Here is a 26435-nt window from a genome sequence, read left to right on the forward strand (position 1 = left end):
ATGGCCCAATGCCACAGACCCGTGAGCACATCCTGCTGGGTCGTCAGGTTGGCGTTCCTTACATCATCGTGTTCCTGAACAAGTGCGACATGGTTGATGATGAAGAGCTGCTGGAACTGGTAGAGATGGAAGTACGTGACCTGCTGTCAGCATATGACTTCCCAGGCGACGACACTCCAATCGTACGTGGTTCTGCTCTGAAAGCGCTGGAAGGCGACGCTGAGTGGGAAGCTAAGATCATTGAGCTGGCTGAGCACCTGGATACTTACATCCCAGAGCCAGTACGTGCAATCGACAAGCCGTTCCTGCTGCCAATCGAAGACGTATTCTCAATCTCTGGCCGTGGTACCGTTGTTACCGGTCGTGTTGAGCGCGGTATCGTTAAAGTGGGCGACGAAGTTGAAGTTGTTGGCCTTAAAGACACTGTGAAATCAACCTGTACTGGTGTTGAAATGTTCCGCAAACTGCTGGATCAGGGTCAGGCAGGCGAGAACTGTGGTGTTCTGCTGCGTGGTATCAAGCGTGAAGACATCGAGCGTGGCCAGGTTCTGGCTAAGCCGGGTTCAATCAAGCCACATACCCAGTTCACTTCAGAAGTTTACGTTCTGTCTAAAGATGAAGGCGGCCGCCATACTCCGTTCTTCAAAGGCTACCGTCCTCAGTTCTACTTCCGTACTACTGACGTGACCGGTGACGTTCAACTGCCAGAAGGCGTTGAGATGGTAATGCCAGGCGACAACGTAAAAATGACCGTTACTTTGATCAAGCCAATCGCTATGGATCAGGGTCTGCGTTTTGCAATCCGTGAAGGCGGCCGTACTGTTGGTGCGGGTGTTGTTGCTGAAATTATCGCTTAATTGCGTTAATGTCGATGGCTGTTTCGGCAGTCATCGCAGCATGAAAAAGAGCACTTCGGTGCTCTTTTTTTATGTCTGAATTTTGCCGTTTCGATTAATCCCACATAAAAGCTGCGTTTGAAATAAAAACCATTCTCATTTACAATTTGATCATAAATTGTACGGGAGTCCGCAGTAAATGTACGTCTGCTTGTGTAATGCCGTGAGTGATAAAACTCTGCGCGAAGTGGTTCGCCGCTATCAACCCAAATCGATTCAACAATTGCGCCAGTTGGTTCCCATTGGAAAGCAATGTGGCAAGTGCTTGCGGTTTGCGCGTGAAATTATGGAAGATGAACTGCAAAACGTGCCGCTCTACAAAGAGATAGCTTAATAAAGTAATTTTGCACTTCCTAATACCCACAATAACTGTCGCGTTTTTTTGACTTCCTTTCATCCGCATCTACGCTCTATTTAGTTGGAAGCGGAGGAAGCAAAAATGAAGGGCGACAGTAAAATCATATTTCATCTCAACAAATTGCTGGGGAATGAACTGGTTGCGATTAATCAGTACTTCCTTCATGCGCGTATGTTCAAAAATTGGGGTCTGACCCGGCTCAATGACGTTGAGTATCATGAGTCAATCGATGAAATGAAACATGCGGACAAATACATCGAACGCATTCTTTTTCTTGAAGGAATTCCTAACCTGCAAGATCTAGGTCGATTACGCATCGGTGAAGACGTGCCGGAAATGCTGCAATCTGACCTGGCATTAGAACTGGAAGGCGCAAAGGATTTGCGTGAGGCGATAGCCTATGCCGACAAGGTTCATGACTACGTCAGCAGAGACATGATGATTGAGATTCTTACGGAAGAGGAAGGGCACATAGACTGGCTGGAAACGGAACTCGATCTGGTGAACAAACTCGGCCTGCAAAATTATCTTCAGTCTCAATTAAAAGATCAGAACGAACATTAGCCATATGCCCATCGTCACGCAAGCCCGCTCAGTCAAAACGATTGCTGCGGGTTTTTTTCGGTCTGTAACCAGATTGATGTGGTTAAAAACACAACACGGGTTGCTTCCTGAACTGATTTACGTATAATGCGCGGGCCTGCCGATATTGGTGTGGCGCGATTCGAGCAGAATCGCAGGGGATAGCTGTTTATGTATCGCCTAACAATACTCCCAATTGGGGAGTTATATGCTGAACGATTACACTCCTCCATCAATCGTAATGGATGCGGGTAGTAATTCTTTTCGTTTATAAAATGTTTGGAGCCTTGGTCTCATGTCGAACCAAAGAATCCGTATCCGTCTTAAAGCGTTTGATCATCGCCTGATCGATCAATCAACCGCGGAAATCGTTGAGACTGCCAAGCGCACTGGTGCGCAGGTACGTGGTCCGATCCCGCTGCCAACCCGCAAAGAGCGTTTTACCGTTCTGATCTCTCCGCACGTTAACAAAGACGCGCGTGATCAGTACGAAATCCGCACTCACAAGCGTCTGGTAGACATCGTTGAGCCAACTGAAAAAACCGTTGATGCTCTGATGCGTCTGGACCTGGCTGCCGGTGTTGACGTGCAGATCAGCCTGGGTTAATCAGGTCATCGAGCGATTGAGAGGTTGATACAATGATTGGTTTAGTCGGTAAAAAAGTGGGTATGACCCGCATCTTCACTGAAGATGGCGTTTCAATCCCAGTAACCGTTATCGAAGTTGAAGCGAACCGCGTTACTCAGGTCAAAGGCCTGGACAACGATGGTTACCAAGCTATTCAGGTTACCACCGGTGCTAAAAAAGCAAGCCGTGTGAGCAAGCCTGAAGCAGGTCATTTTGCTAAAGCTGGCGTTGACGCTGGCCGTGGTCTGTGGGAATTCCGCACCGAAGGTGAAGATTTCTCTGTTGGCCAGAGCATCAGTGTTGAAATTTTCGCTGACGTTAAAAAAGTAGACGTGACCGGTACCTCTAAAGGTAAAGGTTTCGCAGGTACCGTTAAGCGCTGGAACTTCCGTACCCAGGATGCTACACACGGTAACTCCTTGTCACACCGCGTTCCGGGTTCTATCGGTCAGAACCAGACTCCGGGCAAAGTGTTCAAAGGCAAGAAAATGGCTGGTCAGCTGGGTAATGAGCGCGTAACCGTTCAGAGCCTGGAAGTAGTACGTGTTGACGCTGAGCGCAACCTGCTGCTGGTCAAAGGTGGCGTCCCGGGTGCAACTGGGTGCGATCTGATTGTTAAACCAGCTGTGAAGGCGTAAGGGGATAGCAATGGAATTAGTACTGAAAGACGCGCAGAGCGCGCTGACTGTTTCCGAAACTACCTTCGGTCGTGATTTCAACGAAGCGCTGGTTCACCAGGTTGTTGTTGCTTATGCTGCTGGTGCTCGTCAGGGTACTCGTGCGCAGAAGACTCGTGCTGAAGTTACTGGTTCAGGCAAAAAGCCTTGGCGCCAGAAAGGTACCGGCCGTGCGCGTTCAGGTTCTGTAAAGAGCCCGATCTGGCGTTCAGGTGGCGTAACCTTCGCTGCACGTCCACAGGACCACAGTCAAAAAGTTAACAAAAAGATGTACCGCGGCGCGCTGAAAAGCATTCTGTCCGAGCTGGTACGTCAGGACCGTCTGATCGTTGTCGAGACGTTCTCTGTAGAAGCGCCTAAAACTAAGCTGCTGGTACAGAAACTGAAAGACATGGCGCTGCAAGATGTGCTGATCATCACCGGTGAACTGGATGAGAATCTGTTCCTGGCTGCGCGTAACCTGTACAAGGTTGACGTGCGTGATGCAGCGGGCATCGACCCAGTTAGCCTGATCGCCTTCGACAAAGTCGTTATGACTGCGGAAGCAGTTAAGCAAGTTGAGGAGATGCTGGCATGATCCGTGAAGAACGTCTGCTGAAAGTAGTGCGTGCACCGCACGTATCAGAAAAAGCATCTACTGCGATGGAAAAAACCAATACCATCGTTCTCAAAGTTGCTAAAGACGCGACCAAAGCAGAGATCGTTGCTGCTGTTGAGAAGCTGTTCGAAGTGGAAGTTAAAGACGTAAACACCCTGGTAGTTAAAGGGAAAGTTAAGCGTCACGGACAGCGTATCGGTCGTCGTAGCGACTGGAAAAAAGCTTACGTCACCCTGAAGGAAGGCCAGAATCTGGACTTCGTCGGCGGCGCTGAGTAAGTCGGAGGAGAAAGACAATGGCAGTTGTTAAATGTAAACCGACATCTCCGGGTCGTCGCCACGTAGTTAAAGTGGTGAACCCAGAGCTGCACAAGGGCAAACCATTTGCTCCGCTGGTAGAAAAAAACAGCAAATCCGGTGGTCGTAACAACAATGGTCGTATCACTACCCGTCATATCGGTGGTGGTCACAAGCAGGCTTACCGTATTGTTGACTTCAAACGCAACAAAGATGGTATCCCAGCAGTTGTTGAGCGTCTTGAGTACGATCCGAACCGTTCTGCGAACATCGCACTGGTTCTGTACAAAGATGGCGAGCGCCGTTACATCCTGGCCCCTAAAGGCCTGAAAGCCGGCGATCAGATTCAATCTGGCGTTGATGCTGCGATTAAAGCAGGTAACACCCTGCCGATGCGTAACATCCCGGTGGGTTCTACCGTTCATAACGTAGAAATGAAACCAGGCAAAGGCGGTCAGATTGCTCGCTCAGCTGGTACTTACGTGCAGATCGTAGCGCGTGAAGGTTCCTACGTTACCCTGCGTCTACGTTCAGGCGAAATGCGCAAAGTTGAATCCGAATGTCGTGCAACTCTTGGCGAAGTCGGCAACTCTGAGCACATGCTGCGCGTACTGGGTAAAGCTGGTGCAACCCGTTGGCGTGGTGTTCGTCCTACCGTTCGCGGTACTGCGATGAACCCAGTCGATCACCCGCACGGTGGTGGTGAAGGTCGTAACTTTGGTAAGCACCCGGTAACTCCGTGGGGCGTTCAGACCAAAGGTAAGAAGACCCGTAGCAACAAGCGTACTGATAAATTTATCGTACGTCGCCGTAGCAAATAATTTTAGAGGATAAGCCATGCCACGTTCTCTCAAGAAAGGTCCTTTTATTGACCTGCACTTGCTGAAGAAGGTAGAGAAAGCGGTGGAAAGCGGTGACAAGAAGCCCCTGCGCACTTGGTCCCGTCGTTCAACGATCTTCCCTAACATGATCGGTTTGACCATCGCTGTCCATAATGGTCGTCAGCACGTTCCTGTCTTTGTTTCCGACGAAATGGTCGGCCACAAACTGGGTGAATTTGCACCGACACGTACTTATCGCGGCCATGCTGCAGATAAGAAAGCCAAGAAGAAATAAGTAGGAGGAAGAGATGGAAACTATTGCTCAACATCGCCATGCTCGTTCTTCTGCTCAGAAGGTTCGCCTGGTGGCAGACCTGATTCGCGGTAAGAAAGTGTCGCAGGCTCTGGATATTCTGACCTACACCAACAAGAAAGCTGCTGTGTTGGTTAAGAAAGTCCTGGAATCTGCCATTGCGAACGCCGAACACAACGATGGCGCTGATATCGACGATCTGAAAGTCGCGAAAATCTTCGTAGACGAAGGCCCAAGCATGAAGCGCATTATGCCGCGTGCGAAAGGTCGTGCAGATCGCATCCTGAAGCGCACCAGCCACATTACTGTGGTTGTGTCCGATCGCTGAGACTCTGGAGACTAGCAATGGGTCAGAAAGTACATCCTAATGGTATTCGCCTGGGTATTGTAAAACCATGGAACTCTACCTGGTTTGCGAACACCAAAGAATTCGCTGACAACCTGGACAGCGATTTTAAAGTCCGTCAGTTCCTGACCAAGGAACTGTCTAAAGCGTCTGTATCTCGTATCGTTATCGAGCGTCCGGCTAAGAGCATCCGTGTGACTATTCACACTGCTCGCCCGGGTATCGTTATCGGTAAAAAAGGTGAAGACGTAGAAAAACTGCGTACGGTCGTCGCGAAAATCGCTGGCGTTCCTGCACAGATCAACATCGCCGAAGTCCGTAAGCCGGAACTGGACGCTAAATTGGTTGCTGATAGCATCACTTCACAGCTGGAGCGTCGTGTGATGTTCCGTCGTGCTATGAAGCGTGCTGTACAGAACGCAATGCGTCTGGGCGCGAAGGGTATTAAAGTCGAAGTCAGCGGCCGTTTGGGCGGTGCCGAGATCGCACGTACCGAATGGTACCGTGAAGGTCGCGTACCGTTGCACACACTGCGTGCAGACATTGACTACAACACCTCTGAAGCGCACACCACTTATGGTGTAATCGGCGTTAAGGTATGGATCTTCAAAGGCGAGATCCTGGGTGGTATGGCTGCTGTTGAACAACCGGAACCGGCTGCTCAACCTAAAAAGCAGCAGCGTAAAGGCCGTAAGTAAGGAGAGTCGCTGATGTTACAACCAAAGCGTACGAAATTCCGTAAAGTGCACAAAGGCCGCAACCGTGGTCTGGCGCAAGGTACGGATGTCAGCTTCGGTACTTTCGGTCTGAAAGCTGTTGGCCGTGGTCGTCTGACTGCTCGTCAGATCGAAGCAGCACGTCGTGCTATGACCCGTGCAGTTAAGCGTCAAGGTAAAATTTGGATCCGTGTATTCCCGGACAAACCAATTACCGAGAAGCCGCTGGAAGTGCGTATGGGTAAAGGTAAGGGTAACGTGGAGTATTGGGTTGCCCTCATTCAACCGGGTAAAGTCCTGTATGAAATGGACGGAGTTTCGGAAGAATTGGCCCGTGAAGCCTTCAAGCTGGCAGCAGCAAAACTGCCTATCAAAACCACCTTTGTTACTAAGACGGTGATGTAATGAAAGCAAATGAGCTGCGTGAAAAAAGCGTTGAAGAGCTGAACACTGAGCTACTTAACCTGCTGCGTGAGCAGTTTAACCTGCGCATGCAAGCAGCATCCGGCCAACTTCAGCAAACCCATCTGCTGAAAGAAGTTCGCCGTAATGTTGCACGTGTTAAGACTTTACTGACTGAGAAGGCGGCGTAATGACCGATAAAATCCGTACTCTGCAGGGTCGTGTTATTAGTGACAAAATGCAGAAATCTGCAGTTGTTGCTATCGAACGTGTCGTGAAACACCCGATCTACGGTAAATTCATCAAGCGTACGACTAAGCTGCACATCCATGACGAGAACAATGAATGCGGTATTGGTGACGTGGTTGAAATCCGCGAAACCCGTCCGCTGTCCAAGACTAAGTCTTGGACGCTGGTTCGCGTTGTAGAGAAAGCGGTTCTGTAATAGAATCCGTTTCCTCTAAAAAATAAAACGAACGGCTCGTCTGAGCCGTTCGTTTTTTCTACCCATGTGCGAGAACCGGTGTTATAATGCCGCGCCCTCAATTATGGGGCTTTTTAACGACCTGAGGTTTGGGTCCCGAAGTAGTAGTTGACATTAGCGGAGCACTAAAATGATCCAAGAACAGACTATGCTGAACGTCGCCGACAACTCCGGTGCACGTCGCGTAATGTGTATCAAGGTTCTGGGTGGCTCGCACCGTCGCTACGCAGGCGTCGGCGATATCATCAAAGTGACCATCAAGGAAGCAATTCCTCGTGGCAAGGTGAAAAAAGGTGATGTCCTGAAAGCGGTAGTGGTGCGCACCAGGAAGGGTGTTCGTCGCCCGGACGGTTCTGTCATTCGCTTCGATGGTAATGCATGCGTTATTTTAAACAATAACAGCGAGCAACCTATCGGTACGCGTATTTTTGGGCCGGTAACTCGTGAACTTCGTACTGAAAAGTTCATGAAAATTATCTCTCTGGCACCAGAAGTACTCTAAGGAGCGAGCAATGGCAGCGAAAATCCGTCGTAACGACGAAGTTATCGTGCTTACCGGCAAAGACAAAGGTAAACGCGGTAAAGTAAAGAACGTCCTGACTTCTGGTAAAGTCATCGTTGAAGGTATCAACCTGGTTAAGAAACATCAGAAGCCGGTTCCGGCCCTGAACCAGCCAGGTGGCATCGTTGAAAAAGAAGCGGCTATTCAAGCTTCCAACGTTGCACTCTTCAATGCGGCAACCGGCAAGGCTGACCGTGTAGGCTTTAGATTCGAAGACGGCAAAAAAGTCCGTTTCTTCAAGTCTAATAGCGAAACTATCAAGTAATTTGGAGTAGTACGATGGCGAAACTGCATGATTACTACAAAGACGAAGTAGTCCAGAAACTCATGACAGAGTTCGGCTACAATTCTGTCATGCAAGTCCCTCGGGTCGAGAAGATCACCCTGAACATGGGTGTTGGTGAAGCGATCGCTGACAAGAAACTGCTGGATAACGCAGCAGCTGACCTGGCAGCAATCTCCGGTCAAAAACCGCTGATCACCAAAGCACGCAAATCAGTTGCAGGCTTCAAAATCCGTCAGGGCTATCCGATCGGCTGTAAAGTAACTCTGCGCGGTGAGCGTATGTGGGAGTTCTTTGAGCGTCTGATCACTATTGCTGTACCACGTATTCGTGACTTCCGCGGTTTATCTGCTAAGTCGTTCGACGGTCGTGGTAACTACAGCATGGGCGTTCGTGAGCAGATCATCTTCCCAGAAATCGATTATGACAAAGTCGATCGCGTTCGTGGTTTGGATATTACCATTACCACTACTGCGAAATCTGATGATGAAGGCCGTGCTCTGCTGGCTGCCTTTGAATTCCCATTCCGCAAGTAAGGTAGGGTTACTTAATGGCTAAGCAATCGATGAAAGCACGCGAAGTTAAGCGTGTGAAATTAGCAGACAAGTTCTTCGCCAAGCGCGTTGAACTGAAAGCGATCATTTCTGATGTGAACGCATCCGACGAAGATCGTTGGGATGCCGTTCTCAAGCTGCAGAGTCTGCCGCGTGATTCCAGCCCTTCCCGTCAGCGTAACCGCTGCCGTCAGACAGGTCGTCCGCACGGTTTCTTGCGGAAGTTTGGGTTGAGCCGTATCAAGGTCCGTGAAGCCGCAATGCGCGGTGAAATCCCGGGTCTTAAAAAGGCTAGCTGGTAATTGTCACCATTTGAATCACGGGAGTAACACAGATGAGCATGCAAGATCCGATCGCGGATATGCTGACCCGTATCCGTAACGGTCAGGCCGCGAACAAAGTTGCGGTCTCTATGCCTTCCTCCAAGCTGAAAGTGGCAATTGCCAACGTGCTGAAGGAAGAAGGCTATATTGAAGATTTTAAAATCGAAGGCGATATCAAGTCTGAGCTGGAAGTTACTTTAAAGTATTTCCAGGGCAAGGCTGTGGTAGAGAGCATTCAGCGTGTTAGTCGTCCAGGTCTGCGCATCTATAAGAAAAAAGATGAGCTGCCAAAAGTAATGGCTGGTCTGGGCATCGCTGTAATCTCTACCTCTAAAGGTGTCATGACTGATCGTGCAGCGCGCCAAGCTGGTCTTGGTGGCGAAATTATCTGCTACGTAGCGTAATCGGAGGAATAAAATGTCTCGTGTTGCAAAAGCACCTGTCGTTGTTCCTGCGGGCGTAGAGGTAAAACTCAGCGGTCAGGAAGTTTCGATCAAAGGCAAAAACGGCGAGCTGACTCGTACTATCAACAGTGCTGTAGAAGTTAAGCATGCAGACAACGCCCTGACTTTCGCTCCACGCGAAGGTTATGCGGATGGTTGGGCACAAGCAGGTACTGCTCGTGCGCTGCTGAACGGCATGGTTATCGGTGTTACCGAAGGCTTCACCAAGAAGCTGCAACTGGTTGGTGTTGGTTATCGTGCAGCTGTTAAAGGCAACTCTGTGAGCTTGGCCCTGGGCTTCTCTCACCCTGTTGACCATGCACTGCCGGCCGGCATCACTGCTGAATGTCCAACTCAGACTGAGATCGTGCTGAAAGGCGCAGATAAACAGCTGATTGGTCAGGTTGCAGCTGATCTGCGCGCCTACCGTCGTCCTGAGCCTTATAAAGGCAAGGGTGTTCGTTACGCCGACGAAGTCGTGCGTACCAAAGAGGCTAAGAAGAAGTAAGGTAACACTATGGATAAGAAATCTGCTCGTATCCGTCGTGCGACCCGTGCACGTCGCAAGCTCAAAGAGCTGGGTGCTACTCGCCTGGTGGTACATCGTACCCCGCGTCATATCTACGCACAGGTGATCGCCCCGAACGGTTCCGAAGTTCTGGTTGCTGCTTCTACTGTAGAAAAAGCTATTGCCGAACAACTGAAGTATACCGGTAACAAAGACGCCGCTGCAGCTGTAGGTAAAGCTCTGGCTGAGCGCGCTGTTGAGAAAGGCATTACTAATGTCTCTTTCGACCGTTCCGGGTTCCAATATCATGGTCGTGTCCAGGCACTGGCAGATGCTGCCCGTGAAGCTGGCCTTCAGTTCTAAGGTAGAGGTCTAAGATGTCAAACATCGAGAAACAAGCTGGCGAACTGCAGGAAAAACTGATCGCGGTAAACCGTGTATCTAAAACTGTAAAAGGTGGTCGTATTTTCTCCTTCACCGCACTGACTGTAGTGGGTGATGGTAACGGCCGCGTTGGTTTTGGTTACGGTAAAGCGCGTGAAGTTCCAGCAGCGATCCAGAAAGCGATGGAGAAAGCCCGTCGCAATATGATTAACGTCGCGCTGACTCACGGTACCCTGCAGCACCCTGTTAAAGGTGCTCACACAGGTTCTCGTGTGTTCATGCAGCCAGCTTCTGAAGGTACCGGTATCATCGCCGGCGGTGCAATGCGCGCCGTTTTAGAAGTTGCTGGAGTACATAACGTTCTTGCTAAAGCGTATGGTTCTACCAACCCGATTAACGTGGTTCGTGCAACTATCGATGGCTTGGGCAATATGAATTCTCCGGAAATGGTCGCTGCCAAGCGTGGTAAATCCGTTGAAGAAATTCTGGGGTAATCACGATGGCTAAGACAATTAAAATTACACAAACCCGCAGTTCAATCGGCCGCCTGCCTAAGCACAAAGCGACTCTGGTTGGCTTGGGTCTGCGTCGCATCAATCACACCGTTGAGCGTGAAGATACGCCTGCTGTACGCGGTATGATTAACGCGATTTCCTACATGCTGAAAGTGGAGGAGTAAGAGATGCGTTTAAACACTCTGTCTCCGGCCGAAGGGTCTAAACACGCTTCTAAGCGTCTGGGTCGTGGTATCGGTTCTGGCCTCGGTAAAACTGGTGGTCGTGGTCACAAAGGGCAGAACTCTCGTTCTGGCGGTGGCGTACGTCGCGGTTTCGAGGGTGGCCAGATGCCTCTGTACCGTCGTCTGCCGAAATTCGGTTTCACCTCTCGCAAAGCAATGATCACGACAGAAGTTCGTCTGTCTGATCTGGCGAAAGTTGAAGGCGGTATTGTTGACCTGAATACGCTGAAAGCGGCCAATATTATCGGTGTTCAGATTGAATTCGCGAAAGTGATTCTTTCTGGTGAAGTTTCTGCACCGGTAACGGTTCGCGGTCTGCGTGTCACCAAAGGTGCTCGTGCTGCAATCGAAGCTGCTGGCGGTAAAATCGAGGAATAAGTAGCAGATGGCAAAGCAACCGGGATTAGATTTTCAAAGTGCCAAAGGTGGCTTTGGTGAACTGAAGCGCAGACTGTTGTTTGTAATCGGTGCACTCATTGTCTTCCGAATTGGCTCTTTTATTCCAATCCCCGGTATCGATGCCACTGTACTTGCCAAACTGCTTGAGCAACAGCGTGGTACCATCATTGAAATGTTCAACATGTTCTCTGGTGGTGCTCTCAGTCGTGCCTCAATCTTCGCTCTGGGTATCATGCCGTATATTTCGGCTTCTATTATTATCCAGCTGCTGACGGTGGTTCATCCAGCGTTAGCTGAGATTAAGAAAGAGGGTGAAGCTGGTCGTCGCAAGATTAGCCAGTACACTCGCTACGGCACACTGGTTCTGGCTGTATTCCAGTCGATCGGTATTGCTACCGGTTTACCGAATATGCCTGGAATGCAGGGGCTGGTAATGAATCCAGGCTTTGCATTCTACTTTACCGCTGTTGTAAGTCTGGTTACTGGGACAATGTTTCTGATGTGGCTGGGCGAACAGATTACTGAGCGAGGTATCGGTAACGGTATCTCGATCATTATCTTCGCAGGTATTGTTGCGGGACTCCCGCCGGCCATTGGCCATACCATCGAGCAAGCGCGGCAAGGTGACCTGCACTTCCTTCTGTTGCTGTTGGTTGCAGTTCTAGTATTTGCAGTGACGTTCTTTGTTATTTTCGTCGAGCGTGGCCAGCGCCGCATTGTGGTCAACTACGCTAAACGTCAGCAAGGCCGTCGTGTATATGCTGCACAGAGCACACATTTACCGTTGAAAGTGAATATGGCGGGCGTAATCCCAGCTATTTTTGCTTCCAGCATTATTCTGTTCCCGGCGACCATAGCATCATGGTTCGGGGGCGGTACCGGTTGGAACTGGCTGACAACAATTTCGCTGTATTTGCAACCAGGACAGCCGCTTTATGTGCTACTCTATGCGACTGCAATCATCTTCTTCTGTTTCTTCTACACGGCGTTGGTCTTCAACCCACGTGAAACAGCAGATAACCTGAAGAAGTCTGGTGCATTCGTACCGGGAATTCGTCCGGGAGAGCAAACGGCGAAGTACATCGATAAAGTAATGACACGTCTGACCTTAATCGGCGCACTGTATATTACTTTTATCTGCCTGATCCCGGAGTTCATGCGTGATGCTATGAAAGTTCCATTCTACTTTGGCGGCACATCGCTGCTCATCGTAGTGGTCGTCATCATGGACTTTATGGCTCAAGTGCAAACTCTGATGATGTCGAGTCAGTACGAGTCTGCATTGAAGAAAGCTAACCTGAAGGGCTACGGCCGTTAATTCGGGTGCTTGAGAAGTTACGGAGAGTAAAAATGAAAGTTCGTGCTTCCGTCAAGAAATTATGTCGTAACTGCAAAATCATTCGCCGCGACGGTGTCGTACGTGTGATCTGCAGCGCCGAGCCAAAGCATAAACAGCGCCAAGGCTGATATTGTCACATATTTTTCTTGCAAAGTCGGGTTGAGCTGGCTAGATTAGCCAGCCAATCTTTTGTATGTCGATGCGTTACCATTTGAGTATCCTGAAAACGGGCTTTTCAGCATGGGACGCATTTGTTTAATTATAGGAGTGCATAGTGGCCCGTATAGCAGGCATTAACATTCCTGATCAAAAACATACCGTTATCGCATTAACTTCGATTTTCGGTATCGGTAAAACTCGTTCTAAAGCCATCTGCGCTTCAACGGGTATTGCTGAAAATGTTAAGATCAGAGAGCTGTCTGAAGAACAAATTGAACAGCTGCGTGAAGCAGTTGGTAAATTCGTTGTTGAAGGTGATCTGCGCCGTGAAATCACCCTGAGCATCAAGCGTCTGATGGACCTTGGTTGCTATCGTGGTTTACGCCATCGTCGTGGTCTGCCAGTTCGCGGTCAGCGTACTAAGACCAATGCACGTACCCGTAAGGGTCCGCGTAAACCGATCAAGAAATAATCGGGGTGAGTAAATAATGGCAAAGGCACCAGTTCGTGCACGCAAGCGTGTAAGAAAACAAGTCTCAGATGGCGTGGCTCATGTCCATGCATCTTTTAACAACACCATCGTTACAATTACTGATCGTCAGGGTAACGCACTGGGTTGGGCAACCGCCGGTGGTTCCGGTTTCCGCGGTTCACGTAAATCTACTCCGTTTGCTGCTCAGGTAGCTGCAGAGCGCTGTGCAGAAGCAGTGAAAGATTACGGTATTAAGAATCTGGAAGTTATGGTTAAGGGTCCGGGTCCAGGACGCGAATCAACAATTCGTGCTCTGAACGCTGCTGGTTTCCGCATCACTAATATTACTGATGTGACTCCAATCCCTCACAACGGTTGTCGTCCGCCGAAAAAACGTCGCGTTTAATCGCCCGTTTTTAGGTTAGTTGGAGAAAGAAAATGGCAAGATATTTGGGTCCTAAGCTCAAGCTGAGCCGTCGTGAGGGTACCGACTTATTCCTTAAGTCTGGCGTTCGCGCGATCGATACCAAGTGCAAAATTGAACAACCACCTGGTCAGCATGGTGCGCGTAAACCGCGTCTGTCTGACTACGGCGGCCAGTTGCGTGAAAAGCAGAAAGTTCGTCGTATGTACGGCGTGCTGGAGCGTCAGTTCCGCAACTACTATAAAGAAGCAGCACGTCTGAAAGGCAACACAGGTGAAAACCTGCTGGCCCTGCTGGAAGGCCGTCTGGATAACGTTGTTTACCGTATGGGCTTTGGCGCCACTCGTGCAGAAGCACGTCAGCTGGTTAGCCATAAATCTATCCTGGTGAACGGTCGCGTTGTTAACATCGCTTCTTATCAGGTATCTCCGAATGATGTCGTAAGCATCCGTGAGAAAGCCAAACAGCAATCTCGCGTGAAGGCCGCTCTGGAGCTGGCTGAGCAGCGTGAAAAGCCAACCTGGCTGGAAGTTGATGCTACTAAGATGGAAGGTGTGTTCAAGCGTATTCCTGAACGTACTGATCTGTCTGCGGACATTAACGAACACCTGATCGTCGAGCTTTACTCTAAGTAAAGCTTAGTACCAAAGAGAGGACACAATGCAGGGTTCTGTGACAGAGTTTCTAAAACCGCGCCTGGTAGATATCGAGCAAGTGAGTTCGACGCACGCCAAGGTGACCCTTGAGCCGTTAGAGCGTGGCTTTGGCCATACTCTTGGCAACGCACTGCGCCGTATTCTGCTTTCTTCCATGCCGGGTTGCGCGGTGACCGAGGTTGAGATTGATGGTGTGCTTCATGAGTACTCCACCAAAGAGGGCGTACAGGAAGATATCCTGGAAATCCTGCTTAACCTGAAAGGGTTGGCGGTAAGAGTTCAAGGTAAAGATGAAGTCATCCTTACTTTGAATAAATCTGGCATTGGCCCTGTGACTGCAGCCGACATCACCCACGACGGTGATGTTGAAATCGTCAAGCCGCAGCATGTGATCTGCCACCTGACCGATGAAAACGCATCTATTAGCATGCGTATCAAAGTTCAGCGTGGTCGTGGTTATGTGCCGGCTTCTGCCCGAATTCATTCGGAAGAAGATGAGCGCCCAATCGGCCGTCTGTTGGTTGACGCTTGCTACAGCCCTGTAGACCGTATTGCCTACAATGTTGAAGCAGCGCGTGTAGAACAGCGTACCGACCTGGACAAGCTGGTCATCGAAATGGAAACCAACGGCACAATCGATCCTGAAGAGGCGATTCGTCGTGCGGCAACCATCCTGGCAGAACAACTGGAAGCTTTCGTTGACTTACGTGATGTACGTCAGCCGGAAGTAAAAGAAGAGAAACCAGAATTCGATCCGATCCTGCTGCGCCCTGTTGACGATCTGGAATTGACTGTCCGCTCTGCTAACTGCCTCAAGGCAGAAGCTATCCACTACATCGGTGATCTGGTACAGCGTACCGAGGTTGAGCTGCTTAAAACGCCTAACCTGGGTAAAAAATCTCTTACCGAGATTAAAGATGTGCTTGCTTCACGTGGTTTGTCTCTGGGCATGCGCCTGGAAAACTGGCCACCAGCAAGCATTGCTGATGAATAAACCGATCACAGGTTAAGGTTTCACTGAGAAGGATAAGGTCATGCGCCATCGTAAGAGTGGTCGTCAACTGAACCGCAACAGCAGCCATCGTCAGGCTATGTTCCGCAACATGGCTGGTTCTCTGGTTCGTCATGAGATCATTAAGACGACTCTGCCGAAAGCCAAAGAGCTGCGCCGCGTAGTTGAGCCGCTGATTACTCTTGCCAAGACCGACAGCGTAGCTAATCGTCGTCTGGCATTCGCCCGCACTCGTGATAACGAGATCGTGGCAAAACTGTTTAACGAGCTGGGCCCGCGTTTCGCGAGCCGTGCCGGTGGTTACACTCGCATTTTGAAGTGTGGCTTCCGTGCTGGTGACAACGCTCCGATGGCTTACATCGAGCTGGTTGATCGTCCAGAAGCTCAAGCAGAAGCTACTGCAGAGTAATTTGCAGTATCGTAAAAAACCCGCTTCGGCGGGTTTTTTATTGTCCGTAATTCCTTTCCATTTACTCCCCTTTCGCTATGCTGATGGCTGATACACCTATCAGGAACTCCCTTATGTGGCTAATTGATCAACTTGTAGAGCAACACATACGTGAAGCTCAGGAAAAGGGCGAGCTGAGTAATTTGCCCGGCGAAGGTGCACCTTTACAGCTAGATGATGACAGCGGAGTGCCAGTTGAACTGCGCACGGCATATCGGCTGTTGAAAAATTCTGGTTACTTACCTCCGGAACTTGAAATGCGTCGAGAAGCATTGGCGGTAAACGATCTGCTACGCGAACTGGATCCTGACGATGGCAAGGCGCGAGAACTGTCGAAACGCTTAGCTTTGCTAGAAATAAAACTCCAGCAAGCCGGAATCAGTACCGAATTTTTGCGCGGCGAGTATAGCGATAACATCCATCATCATTTGCAGCGGGAGAAATAGCATGTATCGGATTGGCCAGCTGGCAAAAATGGCGGATGTGACGCCAGACACCATCCGCTTTTATGAAAAACAGCAGATGATGAATCATGAGGTACGCACTGAGGGCGGTTTTCGTCTTTATAGCGACGATGATTTACAGCGGCTGCGTTTTATTCGTTATGGTCGCCAACTCGGCTTTAGCTTAGAGTCAATCCGTGGTTTATTGTCGATCCGCATCGATCCTGAACATCATACTTGCCAGGAATCCAAAGCCATTGTGGCGAAAAGATTGGATGAAGTGAATGGCATGATTGCCGAACTACAGACGATTCAACGTTCATTGCATCGTTTAGCTGAAACCTGCTGCGGCGACATACATAGCAGCGCTTGCTGTTCAATACTTGAAGCTCTGGAGAGAGGTGAGGAGCCGCAGCCTGAAATTTGTTGTAGTAAGGATTGAATTTTGCGCTGGAAGGAATATAGTTGCGCCGTTAATAACCGGAGGACGAGATGACTCGCTATCAGCACCAAAAAGGTAAAATCAACGATAATGCACTGGAAACATTATTACATGATCCACTGTTTAGGCAGCGCATTGAGAAGAATCAGAAAGGAAAGGGCAGCTATCAACGTAAAGACAAACATGGCAAAGGACGTAACTGGGAGGCCAGTGATAAGCAGAAAAGTTTATCACTGGCCTTCTTCTTTAAAGACAAAAAAGCGCCTTACTTGGGCGGCTTCTTCATTATAATTTATCGTGATTTTGTTGTTTTAACAGGTCACGGATTTCAGTGAGCAGTAACTCTTCATTCGTCGGCTTAGGTGCCGCTTTCTCAACTTCTTTTTTCTGATACAGCTTGTTCATTACTTTAATTGCCAGGAATATCGCGAAGGCAACAATAACGAAATCGAACACGGTCTGAATAAAGTTACCGTACTCCATTACCACAGCAGGAATATCACCTTCTGCCGGTTTTAATATCCATTTAAACTGTTTGAAATCGACGCCACCAATCAGCAAGCCAAGTGGCGGCATGATGATATTGGCGACCAGTGAAGAAACAATCTTACCAAAAGCGGCACCGATGATGACACCTACCGCCAGATCAACCACGTTCCCGCGCATTGCAAAATCACGAAACTCTTTGAATAAACTCATTGTTATCTCCTTGCCTTGGCCAATGGCTAAAGTCTAACAAACCTTTGTGCAATTGCCATTAGAACAATGGATTAAGCGAAATTTTCACGGCGGGCTTTCGCCCGCAGCTTTTACAGGAAGAATGGACTTGGCTGGAACAGGCGCTCAACATCGGGCACAAACTTCTTATCCGTCAGGAACATAATTACGTGATCGCCCTGTTCGACGCGCACATTATCATTGGCGATGATCACCTCATCACCGCGCACCACAGCACCGATAATGGTTCCCGGCGGCAACTTAATATCTTCTATTAAACGCCCAACCACGCGTGAGGTGGTTTCATCGCCGTGTGCGATCGCTTCGATTGCTTCTGCAATACCGCGACGCAATGAGGACACGCCCACTATATCGGCTTTACGTACGTGACTTAGCAGCGCCGAGATCGTGGCTTGTTGCGGCGAGATCGCAATATCGATCACGCTGCCTTGAACAAGATCGACGTAGGCGCGTCGCTGGATCAGCACCATTACTTTTTTCGCGCCCATTTTCTTAGCCAGCATGGCCGACATAATATTGGCTTCATCGTCGTTAGTGACCGCGATGAAGAGATCCACCTGATCGACATGCTCTTCGGCCAGCAATTCCTGATCCGAGGCATCACCGTAAAACACGATAGTATCGTGCAAACGTTCTGCCAGTTCTGCCGCGCGTTGTTGATTACGTTCGATCAACTTCACGCTGTACTGTTTTTCCAGGCGCTGCGCCAATCCAAAGCCGATATTTCCGCCGCCAACTAACATGATGCGCTTATACGGTTTTTCCAGACGCTGCATTTCACTCATCACCGCGCGGATGTGTTGGCTCGCGGCAATAAAGAACACTTCATCGCCGGCTTCCACAATCGTAGAACCCTGGGGACGAATGGGACGATCCTGACGAAAAATCGCCGCGACTCGCGTATCAATATGCGGCATATGTTCACGCATGATCGACAAAGGATTCCCGACCAGCGGTCCGCCATAATAGGCTTTAACCACAGCGAGGCTCACTTTGCCTTCGGCAAAATTCACTACCTGAAGTGCGCCAGGATACTGAATCAGGCGGTAGATATTGTCGATCACCAACTGCTCAGGAGAGATCAGATGATCAATTGGTACGGCTTCAGGTACAAACAGCTTCTCAGCATCGCGTAAGTATTCAGCGGCGCGAATACGCGCGATACGATTGGGCGTATTGAAAAGGGAATACGCAATCTGACAAGCCACCATGTTGGTTTCATCGGAGTTGGTTACCGCCACCAACATATCCGCATCTTCAGCACCGGCTTCACGCAAAATACGCGGATGTGATCCGTGACCATGCACGACGCGCAGATCAAATTTGTCCTGCAATACGCGTAAACGCGTCGCATCGCTATCGACGACGGTAATATCGTTATTTTCCCCGACCAGATTTTCTGCCAGGGTTCCGCCGACTTGGCCGGCGCCGAGGATAATGATTTTCATGGCTTAGATGCTCTTGTCAGTGTGCGCAGCACTATTTTTTCATCAGCTTAGCGTAGAAGAAGCCGTCGCCGCCATCGATGGCCGGGAAAACCTGCCAGCCATTAGCCTGGCCCTGTGGTAACGTTTCGGCCACGGCGTCGCTGTGCGCTGCCAAAAAGGCGCTGATTTGATTGTGATTCTCTTCCGGCAATATTGAGCAGGTGGCATATATCATCGTGCCGCCAGATTTTAGACGCGGCCAGACGGCCTCAAGTATTTCGCGCTGTAGAATCGCCAGCTCAGGAATATCACGATCGCGACGTAGCCACTTGATGTCTGGATGGCGGCGAATAACGCCCGTGGCAGAGCAGGGCGCATCGAGCAGGATACGATCAAACTGCATATCACCACACCATTCTGCCGGTGTACGACCATCGCCCTGACGCACTTCGGCCTGCATGCCCATGCGCTGTAAGTTCTCATGCACACGGAGCAGGCGTTGCGGGTCAACATCGACGGCTAAGACTTTGGCCTGCGGGGCGATTTCGAGGATATGCGTGGTTTTACCACCCGGAGCAGCACAGAGATCGAGAATAGTTTCCCCATCTTTTGGCTCAAGCAGCAGTGCGCAACGTTGTGCAGAAAGATCCTGCACCGTCACCCAACCTTGATCGAAACCCGGCAGCTGGCTGACTGGAGCGGGTGATTCCAGTCGCAATGCATCTTGTGCATCGCCAGGAAAAGCAACTTTCTCTTCTGCCTGCAATAGCGCCAGCCAGGCATCGCGACTGTGATACTGGCGATTGACGCGCAGCCACATCGGCGGTCGCTGATTGTTAGCTTCAACAATCTGTTGCCACTGTTCTGGCCATGCCGCTTGCAGACGTTTCAGCAACCAGCCTGGATGCCAGTAACGTTGCGAGCCCTGATCGACTTCGGCTAACAGCGCTTCTTGCTGGCGCAGGAACTGGCGCAACACGCCATTTAACAGGCCTTTTAAAGCCGTGCGCTTCAGCACTTCAGCACCCGCCACGGTTTCTGCCAGTGCCGCATGGGCCGGCACGCGGGTATATAGCAGCTGATAGAGGCCAACCATCAACAGATAATGCAACACTCGCTGCTTACCGGTTAAGGTGCGCTCCATCAGTTTGCCGATTAAGGCTTCCAGCTGCGGCAGCGTGCGCATCACGCCAAAACAGAGTTCTTGCAGCAGCGCGCCATCTTTATCGGATAGGTTCTTTTGCGCGCCTGGCAAAATGGCACTTAGCGATTCGCCTTTGTCCACAACGCGTTCAATGAGTTGCGCGGCCAGGCTGCGCAAGTTGGTAGCTTTTTTCATGTTATTTCATCAAACAAAAAGCCCGGTCAAACCGGGCTTGGAGGATCAGGCCAGAACGGTTCCAGGTACGAACCATTCGCGGCGCGAATTGAGCAGGTCCTGAGCGGACATGGCTTTTTTACCGGCAGGTTGCAGCGATACCAGATTCAGCACACCATCGGCCGTTGCGATCTGAATGCCTTGTTTATCAGCATGGACGATTTCACCGGGTTGCTTGTTCTGATGCGGCAAAACCGTTGCCTGCCAGACTTTTACCGGTTGCTCTTCAATCATGAAATAGCTCATTGGCCATGGATTGAAGGCACGAATACAACGTTCCAACTGCGCTGCTGAAAGTGACCAATCAAGACGCGCTTCTTCTTTACTCAGTTTCTCAGCATAAGAGACCAGCGCTTCATCCTGAACTTCTGGCCTGGCATTACCGCTTGCTAGCAGATCCAGCGTTAACAGCATGCCTTGCGGGCCGAGTTGCGCCAGCTTCTCATACAGCGACGCGCTGGTGTCTTCAGCCGTAATTGGGCAGGAGAGTTTATGCAGCATGTCGCCGGTATCGAGGCCAACATCCATCTGCATAATGGTGACACCGGTTTCGGTATCGCCAGCCCAGAGAGAGCGTTGGATGGGTGCAGCACCGCGCCAGCGTGGCAGCAGCGAACCATGCACATTGATACAACCCAGGCGCGGCATCGCCAGCACGGCTTTTGGCAGGATCAAGCCATAAGCGACCACCACCATGATATCGGCCTGCAGATCGTCAACCAGATGCTGGTTCTCTTCAGGCTTCAGGGATTTCGGCTGAAATACCGGAATATCGTGCGTCTGTGCCAGGACTTTGACCGGGCTTGACGTAAGCTTATTGCCGCGTCCGGCTGGACGATCGGGCTGGGTAAAGACGCCAACAACCTGATGCTCAGAAGCAAGTAGCGCGTCTAAATGACGCGCTGCAAAGTCAGGTGTACCGGCAAAGATAATTTTGAGCGGTGCAGACACAGTTTAACCTTCAATGAGCACTTAATCTTCGCGTGCGTTTAGGCGGGCCAATTTTTCCAGTTTCTGTTTGATACGCTGACGTTTCAGTGGCGACAGATAATCAATGAAAAGTTTGCCATCGAGATGATCGATTTCATGCTGGATGCAAATCGCCAGCAGACCGTCGGTTTCCAGCTCAAAGCTTTTGCCGTCACGATCCTGCGCACGCACTTTGACCCACTCTGCGCGCGGCACAAAAGCACGTTGCTCAGGAATGGAAAGGCAGCCTTCTTCAATACCGGTTTCACCGCTTTTTTCCAGCAGTTCCGGATTAATCAACACCAAACGCTCGTCACGGTTTTCAGAAACATCAATAACAATGATGCGCTGATGAATATCGACTTGGGTCGCCGCTAAGCCAATACCTTCTTCGGCGTACATGGTTTCAAACATGTCGTCGACAATACGCTGCACGTCTGCGTTTACGGTTGCCACCGGCGCAGCGATTTTGCGAAGGCGATCATCAGGGAAATGTAATACCTGCAAAACTGACATAAATATCCAGATCTGTATGCGTTGAAGAAAAGATTACTGCCTCATATTGTAGACTTTTTGATGTCTGATTGACAGCATTGCACCGCATGATAGCGCGGCTGACAGGGAGTGCAGCATGGAGAGAATTGAATGGATGCTCAGGCTGGCAAATGTGAAAGGCTTAAGCTCTGGAGTTGTCAGACATTTAGCTGAGGCATTGCAGGATAATGCTCAGGTTGATGACGATCTGTTACTGGATCAGGGATTAAACGAAACCCAGCGACAACAGTTTAAAGAGCTTTGTCCACGCCAGTTAGCACGAACACATCTATGGCTGGAGGATGAACAGCATCATTTAGTTACCTGTATCGACGAACATTATCCCTCGGCGTTAGCGGAAATCAGTCGACGTCCCTCATTGCTGTATGTCGCGGGAAATATGGACATCTTGCAGACGCCCCAACTCGGTGTCGTGGGCAGCCGTCACTGCACGCATTATGGTAAGCAATGGGGAAGCTGGTTTACGCAGCAATTAGCGCTAAGTGGATTGACCATCACCAGCGGCCTTGCACGCGGAATCGATGGCGTGGCGCATCGGGCCGCGTTAGAAGTGCAGGGCAAAACCGTTGCAGTATTAGGCAGCGGCCTGCAGCATATCTACCCTAAAAGTCATCAAGCGTTAGCACGTGAGATCATCGCTGGCGGTGGGGCACTGATCTCGGAATTCCCCCTTGATACGGCACCGCATGCGGTTAACTTTCCGCGGCGTAATCGCATCATCAGTGGTTTAAGTCTTGGCGTACTGGTAGTTGAAGCCACGTTAAAAAGCGGTTCGCTGGTGACGGCACGCTACGCTTTGGAACAAAATCGTAACGTTTATGCATTACCCGGCGCGCTAGGCAATCCGGGTAGTGAAGGTACGCACTGGCTTATCCAGCAAGGCGCGCTGCTGGTGGCGCATCCTAACAATATCCTTGAAGATTTACATTCAACGCTGCAATGGTTGCCTGATAGCAGTTCAGAAACAATATATTCACAACACAGTGACGATGTGCCATTGCCATTTGCAACTGTGTTGGCTAACGTAGGTGATGAGGTTACACCTGTTGACGTCGTCGCTGAACGTGCCGGCCAACCTGTGCCAGTTATCGCAGCTCACCTGCTGGAGCTGGAGTTAGCAGGATGGATCGCAGCTGTACCCGGCGGCTATGTCCGATTGAGGAGGGCATGCCATGTTCGACGTACTTATGTACTTGTTTGAGACGTATATCCACAACGAAGCTGAAATGCGCGTTGATCAGGATAAATTGACCGATGATTTAACCGATGCCGGTTTTCATCGTGAAGATATCTACAATGCGTTGAATTGGCTTGAGCGGTTAGCGGATTATCAGGAAGGCTTGGTTGCGCCAGTACTCATGGCAAACGATCCGCTCTCAATGCGAATCTATACCGAAGAGGAAAACCAGCGTTTAGATGCAGAATGTCGCGGTTTTATTTTGTTCCTGGAACAGGTCCAGGTGCTGAATATGGAAACGCGCGAGATGGTCATCGAACGCGTAATGGCCCTTGATACCCTCGAATTCGATCTTGAAGATCTCAAATGGGTGGTGTTGATGGTGCTTTTTAACATCCCAGGATGTGAAAACGCCTATCAGCAAATGGAAGAACTGTTATTCGACGTCAATGAAGGTATGCTGCATTAATAATTTGCGATTGATGCAACCGGTAATATGAGTAAATCAGCACTATTTTCCGTGCCTAAACACGATCCCTGCCCCGCTTGCGGGGCAGAATTAGTCATACGTTCCGGCAAACACGGCCCTTTTCTGGGGTGTGTAAATTATCCAACCTGCGATTACATTCGCCCGCTGAAAAGTCAGGGAGATGGACACGTCGTTAAAGTGCTGGAAGGCCATGCATGCCCCCAGTGTGGCGCAGACAAAGTTCTGCGTCAGGGGCGATTTGGCATGTTCGTGGGTTGCAGTCACTACCCGGAATGTGATTACACCGAAACTATCGACAAGCCTGATGAAACAGCTATCGCCTGTCCGCAATGTCAGAGCGGTAAACTGGTACAGCGGCGCTCGCGCTATGGCAAAACCTTCTACTCTTGCGATCGCTATCCAGATTGCCAGTTTGTCCTTAACGCAGCGCCGGTTGAAGGCGTTTGCCCGCATTGCCAGTTCCCTTTATTAATAGAGAAGAAAACCGCACAAGGCATGAAGCGCTTCTGCGCCAGCAAACGCTGCGGTAAGCCCATTGTCCAGGACGCATCATCATCATGAAGCCAAGCCAGTATTCAGCGGGTAGTCTCGATTTTTGCATTGAGAGGCTACAGCAACAGGAAGTTATCGCCTATCCAACCGAAGCCGTATTTGGATTGGGCTGCGATCCCGACAGCGAGAATGCCGTAATGGCGCTTTTGGCGCTCAAGCAGCGTCCAGTCGAGAAGGGACTCATTTTGATTGCAGCCGATTACGCGCAGCTGGAACCTTATATCGCCGACCGTGAACTCTCTGTGCTGCAGCGCGAGCGTATGTTTGCCAGTTGGCCTGGCCCGGTAACCTATGTAGTGCCAGCTTCGCCACATACGCCGCGTTGGTTAACGGGGCGTTTTGACTCACTGGCCATTCGCGTTAGCGATCATCCTGACGTACAGGCTTTGTGTCGCGGTTTTGGTAAACCTCTGGTTTCGACCAGCGCCAATCTTTCCGGCGAACCGCCTTGTCGTAATGCGGAAGAGGTTGCTAAGCAATTTGGTCCGCAGTTCACGGTCTTACATGCTGAAACGGGTGGGCGACTGAATCCTTCTGAAATCCGCGACGTTATTAGCGGTGAACTTATTCGTCAGGGCTAACGCATGGAAAATTTTGCCGTATTTGGTCACCCGATTGCGCATAGCAAATCTCCTTTCATTCATAGCTTGTTCGCTGAGCAAACCGGCATTGAGCATCAATATGGCAAGGAGTGCGCGCCACTTGAGGGTTTTCCTCAGTCGATCGCCGATTTTTTTGCGCATGGCGGCAAAGGTGCCAATGTCACGCTGCCTTTTAAACAGCAGGCGTGGGAATTTGCCGATGAGCTTAGCGAGCGTGCGGCATTGTCTGGTGCGGTTAATACGTTAAAGAAAGATGCGCAGGGCAAGATCTTCGGCGATAACACCGATGGCATCGGCTTGCTCAGCGATCTGGAACGACTGCAGATGATCCATCCAGGCGATCGAATTCTGCTGGTGGGCGCCGGTGGTGCTGCGCGTGGCGTAATCCTGCCGCTGCTTTCATTCGGATGTTCGCTGGTGGTAGTGAATCGCACCGTGGCACGCGCCGAGCAGCTGGCAGAGATTTTCCAGCATAGCGGGGATATCAAAGCGGCCAGCTTTGAGCAATTAGTGGATCAGCAATTTAATCTGATCATTAATGCGACCTCGAGCGGTGTTGATGGCAAAGTTCCGGCGTTAGCCACATCGCTAATTAATGCGCAAACGCGGTGTTATGACATGTTTTATCAACAAGGTTTGACGCCATTCTTATTGTGGTGCCAGCAGCAGGGCGCGCAGCAGCTGGCGGATGGTGTTGGCATGTTAGTAGGGCAAGCCGCTCACGCTTTTCATTTATGGCATGGCGTGATGCCAGAGATCACGCCAGTGATAGCCAAACTAAAGCAGTCGATGCAGCAGAGGTAAGGCTGGCGATCAGGAATGAGATTGGCTTTCCTGAGCGAGATATTCATTCTTCCAACCGACATAGTTATTGGATGAGTAAAGCAGCCCGGCGATTTCCGCTTCACTGAGTGGGCGGACCTGCTTAACCGGGCTGCCTAAATACAGGTAGCCGCTCTCCAGTCGTTTACCTGGCGGCACCAAACTGCCAGCGCCAATCATCACATCATCTTCAACGATCACGCCGTCCAGCAGAATGGATCCCATACCAACCAGTACGCGATTGCCGATAGTACAGCCGTGCAGCATCGCTTTATGCCCTACCGTGACATCTTCGCCAACAATCAGCGGATAACCTTCCGGATTGCTGCTGGACTTGTGAGTGACGTGCAGTACGCTGCCATCCTGAATATTGCTTCTTTTGCCTATCACCACTTTATTGACGTCACCACGAATCGCAACCAGCGGCCAGATGCTAACGTCATCGTCGAGTTGTACTTCACCCACCACCACGCTGCTGTTATCGATCATCACGCGATCGCCTTGTTGCGGGAAATGGTTCTTATAAGGTCGTAGGGCTGTGGACATGATCTTCTCCTTTTACGTTTTTACCCAAGCCTGCGGCTTAAAAGGCGGATAAACAAGATGATTTTTGAGCGGATCGCTCGCGATCGCAGCGAAAAGAGTGAAAACTCGCCAGTCGATTAAAAAGATCGAAAAAAGGGGTTGTGCAAAAAATTCGGATCCCTATAATGCGCCACCACTGAGACGGCAAAGCGGCAACGCAGACGGCTTGGCAGGGAGTGAAGAAATTCATCCCGCCGGATGAAAACGCTGAAAAAAGTGTTTGACTCCGAAGGAGAGTAGCGTAGTATACGCCACCTCGCGACAGACGGTTCAGCCGCTGTTCGCAACGCTCTTTAACAATTTATCAGACAATCTGTGTGGGCACTCGCAGGATTGATATCCGCGTCTCCGGACGCAAAAAAATATCAAAGCCTCACGAGTGAACACATAATGAAATTCATTATGACGTTTTACAGATGAGCACCGCTGAACT

General features: G+C 50.3%; 44 protein-coding genes and 1 pseudogene. 39 read left to right on the top strand and 6 right to left on the bottom strand.

From position 1 onward, the window contains the following. The 34 genes and pseudogenes from tuf to PZBJ_RS11415 all read left to right on the top strand — a co-directional run. On the top strand, nucleotides 1-857 hold an 857-nt coding region (tuf, locus tag PZBJ_RS11250), incomplete at its 5' end, for an elongation factor Tu (protein WP_101762564.1). Nucleotides 858-1035: 178 nt separating this feature from the next. Beyond that, on the top strand, nucleotides 1036-1230 hold the full coding sequence (bfd, locus tag PZBJ_RS11255) for a bacterioferritin-associated ferredoxin (protein ID WP_101762565.1): 195 nt from the start codon (nucleotides 1036-1038) through the stop codon (nucleotides 1228-1230). A gap of 105 nt (nucleotides 1231-1335) precedes the next feature. Then, entirely contained in the window at nucleotides 1336-1818 is a 483-nt protein-coding gene (gene bfr / locus PZBJ_RS11260) for a bacterioferritin (protein ID WP_101762566.1), read from the top strand. Nucleotides 1819-2131: 313 nt separating this feature from the next. Beyond that, a complete protein-coding gene (rpsJ, locus tag PZBJ_RS11265) occupies nucleotides 2132-2443 on the top strand; it encodes a 30S ribosomal protein S10 (protein ID WP_006120582.1) in 312 nt (103 codons plus the stop codon). A 32-nt stretch (nucleotides 2444-2475) separates the two neighbouring features. Continuing rightward, nucleotides 2476-3102 carry a 50S ribosomal protein L3 gene (gene rplC / locus PZBJ_RS11270; protein ID WP_008104741.1) on the top strand — a complete coding sequence of 209 codons (627 nt, stop codon included), beginning with the start codon at nucleotides 2476-2478 and terminating at the stop codon, nucleotides 3100-3102. A gap of 10 nt (nucleotides 3103-3112) precedes the next feature. Further along, the gene (rplD, locus tag PZBJ_RS11275; RefSeq protein ID WP_007891650.1) at nucleotides 3113-3718 is read left to right on the top strand and encodes a 50S ribosomal protein L4; all 606 of its coding nucleotides are present in this window, start codon (nucleotides 3113-3115) and stop codon (nucleotides 3716-3718) included. Further along, a complete protein-coding gene (gene rplW, locus PZBJ_RS11280; RefSeq protein WP_007891652.1) occupies nucleotides 3715-4017 on the top strand; it encodes a 50S ribosomal protein L23 in 303 nt (100 codons plus the stop codon). The genes rplD and rplW overlap by 4 nt, the downstream gene beginning before the upstream one ends. Before the next feature lie 17 nt (nucleotides 4018-4034). After that, nucleotides 4035-4856, top strand: coding sequence for a 50S ribosomal protein L2 (gene rplB / locus PZBJ_RS11285; protein WP_007891654.1), 822 nt, complete (start codon nucleotides 4035-4037; stop codon nucleotides 4854-4856). A 16-nt stretch (nucleotides 4857-4872) separates the two neighbouring features. After that, a complete protein-coding gene (rpsS, locus tag PZBJ_RS11290) occupies nucleotides 4873-5151 on the top strand; it encodes a 30S ribosomal protein S19 (RefSeq protein WP_001138115.1) in 279 nt (92 codons plus the stop codon). Nucleotides 5152-5164: 13 nt separating this feature from the next. Beyond that, nucleotides 5165-5497 (top strand): 50S ribosomal protein L22, encoded by a 333-nt coding sequence (gene rplV / locus PZBJ_RS11295; RefSeq protein WP_007891659.1) that lies wholly within the window; start codon nucleotides 5165-5167, stop codon nucleotides 5495-5497. Between the two features lie 17 nt (nucleotides 5498-5514). Next, nucleotides 5515-6213: a 30S ribosomal protein S3 gene (rpsC, locus tag PZBJ_RS11300; RefSeq protein ID WP_007891660.1), complete on the top strand. Its 699-nt coding sequence runs from the start codon at nucleotides 5515-5517 to the stop codon at nucleotides 6211-6213. Between the two features lie 12 nt (nucleotides 6214-6225). Beyond that, the gene (rplP, locus tag PZBJ_RS11305) at nucleotides 6226-6636 is read left to right on the top strand and encodes a 50S ribosomal protein L16 (RefSeq protein ID WP_015962145.1); all 411 of its coding nucleotides are present in this window, start codon (nucleotides 6226-6228) and stop codon (nucleotides 6634-6636) included. Further along, entirely contained in the window at nucleotides 6636-6824 is a 189-nt protein-coding gene (gene rpmC, locus PZBJ_RS11310) for a 50S ribosomal protein L29 (RefSeq protein ID WP_007891662.1), read from the top strand. The genes rplP and rpmC overlap by 1 nt, the downstream gene beginning before the upstream one ends. Next, nucleotides 6824-7078 (top strand): 30S ribosomal protein S17, encoded by a 255-nt coding sequence (gene rpsQ, locus PZBJ_RS11315; RefSeq protein ID WP_007891663.1) that lies wholly within the window; start codon nucleotides 6824-6826, stop codon nucleotides 7076-7078. Before rpmC ends, rpsQ begins: the two co-directional genes overlap by 1 nt. A 169-nt stretch (nucleotides 7079-7247) precedes the next feature. Next, nucleotides 7248-7619 (top strand): 50S ribosomal protein L14, encoded by a 372-nt coding sequence (gene rplN / locus PZBJ_RS11320; RefSeq protein WP_006120590.1) that lies wholly within the window; start codon nucleotides 7248-7250, stop codon nucleotides 7617-7619. 10 nt (nucleotides 7620-7629) lie between these two features. Next, a complete protein-coding gene (rplX, locus tag PZBJ_RS11325) occupies nucleotides 7630-7944 on the top strand; it encodes a 50S ribosomal protein L24 (protein ID WP_007891664.1) in 315 nt (104 codons plus the stop codon). 14 nt (nucleotides 7945-7958) lie between these two features. Further along, nucleotides 7959-8498, top strand: a complete 540-nt coding sequence (gene rplE, locus PZBJ_RS11330; protein WP_007891665.1) for a 50S ribosomal protein L5 — start codon at nucleotides 7959-7961, stop codon at nucleotides 8496-8498. 14 nt (nucleotides 8499-8512) lie between these two features. Further along, nucleotides 8513-8818 (top strand): 30S ribosomal protein S14, encoded by a 306-nt coding sequence (gene rpsN, locus PZBJ_RS11335; RefSeq protein ID WP_007891666.1) that lies wholly within the window; start codon nucleotides 8513-8515, stop codon nucleotides 8816-8818. Nucleotides 8819-8850: 32 nt separating this feature from the next. Continuing rightward, on the top strand, nucleotides 8851-9243 hold the full coding sequence (gene rpsH, locus PZBJ_RS11340) for a 30S ribosomal protein S8 (RefSeq protein ID WP_007891668.1): 393 nt from the start codon (nucleotides 8851-8853) through the stop codon (nucleotides 9241-9243). 13 nt (nucleotides 9244-9256) lie between these two features. Then, the gene (gene rplF, locus PZBJ_RS11345) at nucleotides 9257-9790 is read left to right on the top strand and encodes a 50S ribosomal protein L6 (protein WP_008104735.1); all 534 of its coding nucleotides are present in this window, start codon (nucleotides 9257-9259) and stop codon (nucleotides 9788-9790) included. 9 nt (nucleotides 9791-9799) lie between these two features. Next, nucleotides 9800-10153 (top strand): 50S ribosomal protein L18, encoded by a 354-nt coding sequence (rplR, locus tag PZBJ_RS11350; RefSeq protein ID WP_008104733.1) that lies wholly within the window; start codon nucleotides 9800-9802, stop codon nucleotides 10151-10153. 14 nt (nucleotides 10154-10167) lie between these two features. Beyond that, entirely contained in the window at nucleotides 10168-10668 is a 501-nt protein-coding gene (gene rpsE / locus PZBJ_RS11355; protein ID WP_007891679.1) for a 30S ribosomal protein S5, read from the top strand. A gap of 5 nt (nucleotides 10669-10673) precedes the next feature. Continuing rightward, a complete protein-coding gene (gene rpmD, locus PZBJ_RS11360) occupies nucleotides 10674-10853 on the top strand; it encodes a 50S ribosomal protein L30 (protein ID WP_007891681.1) in 180 nt (59 codons plus the stop codon). Between the two features lie 3 nt (nucleotides 10854-10856). Beyond that, a complete protein-coding gene (rplO, locus tag PZBJ_RS11365) occupies nucleotides 10857-11291 on the top strand; it encodes a 50S ribosomal protein L15 (RefSeq protein WP_007891684.1) in 435 nt (144 codons plus the stop codon). A gap of 7 nt (nucleotides 11292-11298) precedes the next feature. After that, nucleotides 11299-12630 carry a preprotein translocase subunit SecY gene (gene secY / locus PZBJ_RS11370; RefSeq protein WP_007891686.1) on the top strand — a complete coding sequence of 444 codons (1332 nt, stop codon included), beginning with the start codon at nucleotides 11299-11301 and terminating at the stop codon, nucleotides 12628-12630. A gap of 32 nt (nucleotides 12631-12662) precedes the next feature. Then, complete coding sequence (rpmJ, locus tag PZBJ_RS11375; protein ID WP_004160566.1) at nucleotides 12663-12779, top strand: 50S ribosomal protein L36; 117 nt, start codon at nucleotides 12663-12665, stop codon at nucleotides 12777-12779. 146 nt (nucleotides 12780-12925) lie between these two features. After that, nucleotides 12926-13282 (top strand): 30S ribosomal protein S13, encoded by a 357-nt coding sequence (gene rpsM / locus PZBJ_RS11380; protein WP_034830736.1) that lies wholly within the window; start codon nucleotides 12926-12928, stop codon nucleotides 13280-13282. Nucleotides 13283-13298: 16 nt separating this feature from the next. Beyond that, nucleotides 13299-13688: a 30S ribosomal protein S11 gene (gene rpsK, locus PZBJ_RS11385; RefSeq protein ID WP_004160563.1), complete on the top strand. Its 390-nt coding sequence runs from the start codon at nucleotides 13299-13301 to the stop codon at nucleotides 13686-13688. 32 nt (nucleotides 13689-13720) lie between these two features. Beyond that, nucleotides 13721-14341, top strand: coding sequence for a 30S ribosomal protein S4 (gene rpsD / locus PZBJ_RS11390; protein WP_007891687.1), 621 nt, complete (start codon nucleotides 13721-13723; stop codon nucleotides 14339-14341). Nucleotides 14342-14366: 25 nt separating this feature from the next. Continuing rightward, the gene (locus PZBJ_RS11395) at nucleotides 14367-15356 is read left to right on the top strand and encodes a DNA-directed RNA polymerase subunit alpha (protein WP_007891688.1); all 990 of its coding nucleotides are present in this window, start codon (nucleotides 14367-14369) and stop codon (nucleotides 15354-15356) included. A gap of 40 nt (nucleotides 15357-15396) precedes the next feature. Then, the gene (gene rplQ / locus PZBJ_RS11400) at nucleotides 15397-15783 is read left to right on the top strand and encodes a 50S ribosomal protein L17 (protein WP_008104728.1); all 387 of its coding nucleotides are present in this window, start codon (nucleotides 15397-15399) and stop codon (nucleotides 15781-15783) included. A 113-nt stretch (nucleotides 15784-15896) separates the two neighbouring features. Continuing rightward, nucleotides 15897-16268 (top strand): DnaJ family domain-containing protein, encoded by a 372-nt coding sequence (locus PZBJ_RS11405; protein WP_101762567.1) that lies wholly within the window; start codon nucleotides 15897-15899, stop codon nucleotides 16266-16268. Nucleotide 16269: 1 nt separating this feature from the next. Beyond that, nucleotides 16270-16707: a Zn(2+)-responsive transcriptional regulator gene (gene zntR, locus PZBJ_RS11410; protein WP_101762568.1), complete on the top strand. Its 438-nt coding sequence runs from the start codon at nucleotides 16270-16272 to the stop codon at nucleotides 16705-16707. A gap of 50 nt (nucleotides 16708-16757) precedes the next feature. Then, nucleotides 16758-16949: pseudogene (locus PZBJ_RS11415) on the top strand (alternative ribosome-rescue factor A); the annotation flags it as partial. A 43-nt stretch (nucleotides 16950-16992) separates the two neighbouring features. Here PZBJ_RS11415 and mscL read toward each other — a convergent pair. From mscL to def, 5 genes are all read right to left on the bottom strand, one after another. Continuing rightward, complete coding sequence (mscL, locus tag PZBJ_RS11420; protein WP_007891693.1) at nucleotides 16993-17406, bottom strand: large-conductance mechanosensitive channel protein MscL; 414 nt, start codon at nucleotides 17404-17406, stop codon at nucleotides 16993-16995. Between the two features lie 110 nt (nucleotides 17407-17516). Further along, entirely contained in the window at nucleotides 17517-18893 is a 1377-nt protein-coding gene (gene trkA / locus PZBJ_RS11425; RefSeq protein WP_007891694.1) for a Trk system potassium transporter TrkA, read from the bottom strand. Nucleotides 18894-18924: 31 nt separating this feature from the next. Then, entirely contained in the window at nucleotides 18925-20211 is a 1287-nt protein-coding gene (rsmB, locus tag PZBJ_RS11430) for a 16S rRNA (cytosine(967)-C(5))-methyltransferase RsmB (protein ID WP_101762570.1), read from the bottom strand. Nucleotides 20212-20256: 45 nt separating this feature from the next. After that, on the bottom strand, nucleotides 20257-21201 hold the full coding sequence (fmt, locus tag PZBJ_RS11435) for a methionyl-tRNA formyltransferase (RefSeq protein ID WP_101762571.1): 945 nt from the start codon (nucleotides 21199-21201) through the stop codon (nucleotides 20257-20259). A gap of 21 nt (nucleotides 21202-21222) precedes the next feature. Continuing rightward, nucleotides 21223-21735 (bottom strand): peptide deformylase, encoded by a 513-nt coding sequence (def, locus tag PZBJ_RS11440; protein WP_008104717.1) that lies wholly within the window; start codon nucleotides 21733-21735, stop codon nucleotides 21223-21225. A 115-nt stretch (nucleotides 21736-21850) separates the two neighbouring features. On the opposite strand from def, the gene dprA reads away from it, so the two are divergent. From dprA to aroE, 5 genes are read left to right on the top strand one after another with little or no spacing between them, the layout of a single operon-like run. After that, nucleotides 21851-22975, top strand: a complete 1125-nt coding sequence (dprA, locus tag PZBJ_RS11445) for a DNA-protecting protein DprA (RefSeq protein WP_101762572.1) — start codon at nucleotides 21851-21853, stop codon at nucleotides 22973-22975. After that, nucleotides 22947-23420, top strand: coding sequence for a DUF494 family protein Smg (gene smg / locus PZBJ_RS11450; RefSeq protein ID WP_007891699.1), 474 nt, complete (start codon nucleotides 22947-22949; stop codon nucleotides 23418-23420). The genes dprA and smg overlap by 29 nt, the downstream gene beginning before the upstream one ends. Nucleotides 23421-23447: 27 nt before the next feature. Continuing rightward, nucleotides 23448-24002, top strand: coding sequence for a DNA topoisomerase family protein (locus PZBJ_RS11455; protein ID WP_101762573.1), 555 nt, complete (start codon nucleotides 23448-23450; stop codon nucleotides 24000-24002). Then, nucleotides 23999-24574, top strand: a complete 576-nt coding sequence (tsaC, locus tag PZBJ_RS11460; RefSeq protein WP_101762574.1) for an L-threonylcarbamoyladenylate synthase type 1 TsaC — start codon at nucleotides 23999-24001, stop codon at nucleotides 24572-24574. The genes PZBJ_RS11455 and tsaC overlap by 4 nt, the downstream gene beginning before the upstream one ends. Before the next feature lie 3 nt (nucleotides 24575-24577). Then, nucleotides 24578-25399: a shikimate dehydrogenase gene (gene aroE / locus PZBJ_RS11465; protein WP_101762575.1), complete on the top strand. Its 822-nt coding sequence runs from the start codon at nucleotides 24578-24580 to the stop codon at nucleotides 25397-25399. Nucleotides 25400-25408: 9 nt separating this feature from the next. On the opposite strand, the gene PZBJ_RS11470 is transcribed toward aroE, so the two are convergent. After that, nucleotides 25409-25963, bottom strand: coding sequence for a gamma carbonic anhydrase family protein (locus PZBJ_RS11470; protein ID WP_101762576.1), 555 nt, complete (start codon nucleotides 25961-25963; stop codon nucleotides 25409-25411). Between the last annotated feature and the right edge of the window lie 472 nt (nucleotides 25964-26435).

The sequence above is a fragment of the Pantoea endophytica genome (assembly GCF_002858935.1).
Taxonomy (GTDB): Bacteria; Pseudomonadota; Gammaproteobacteria; order Enterobacterales; family Enterobacteriaceae; genus Pantoea; species Pantoea leporis.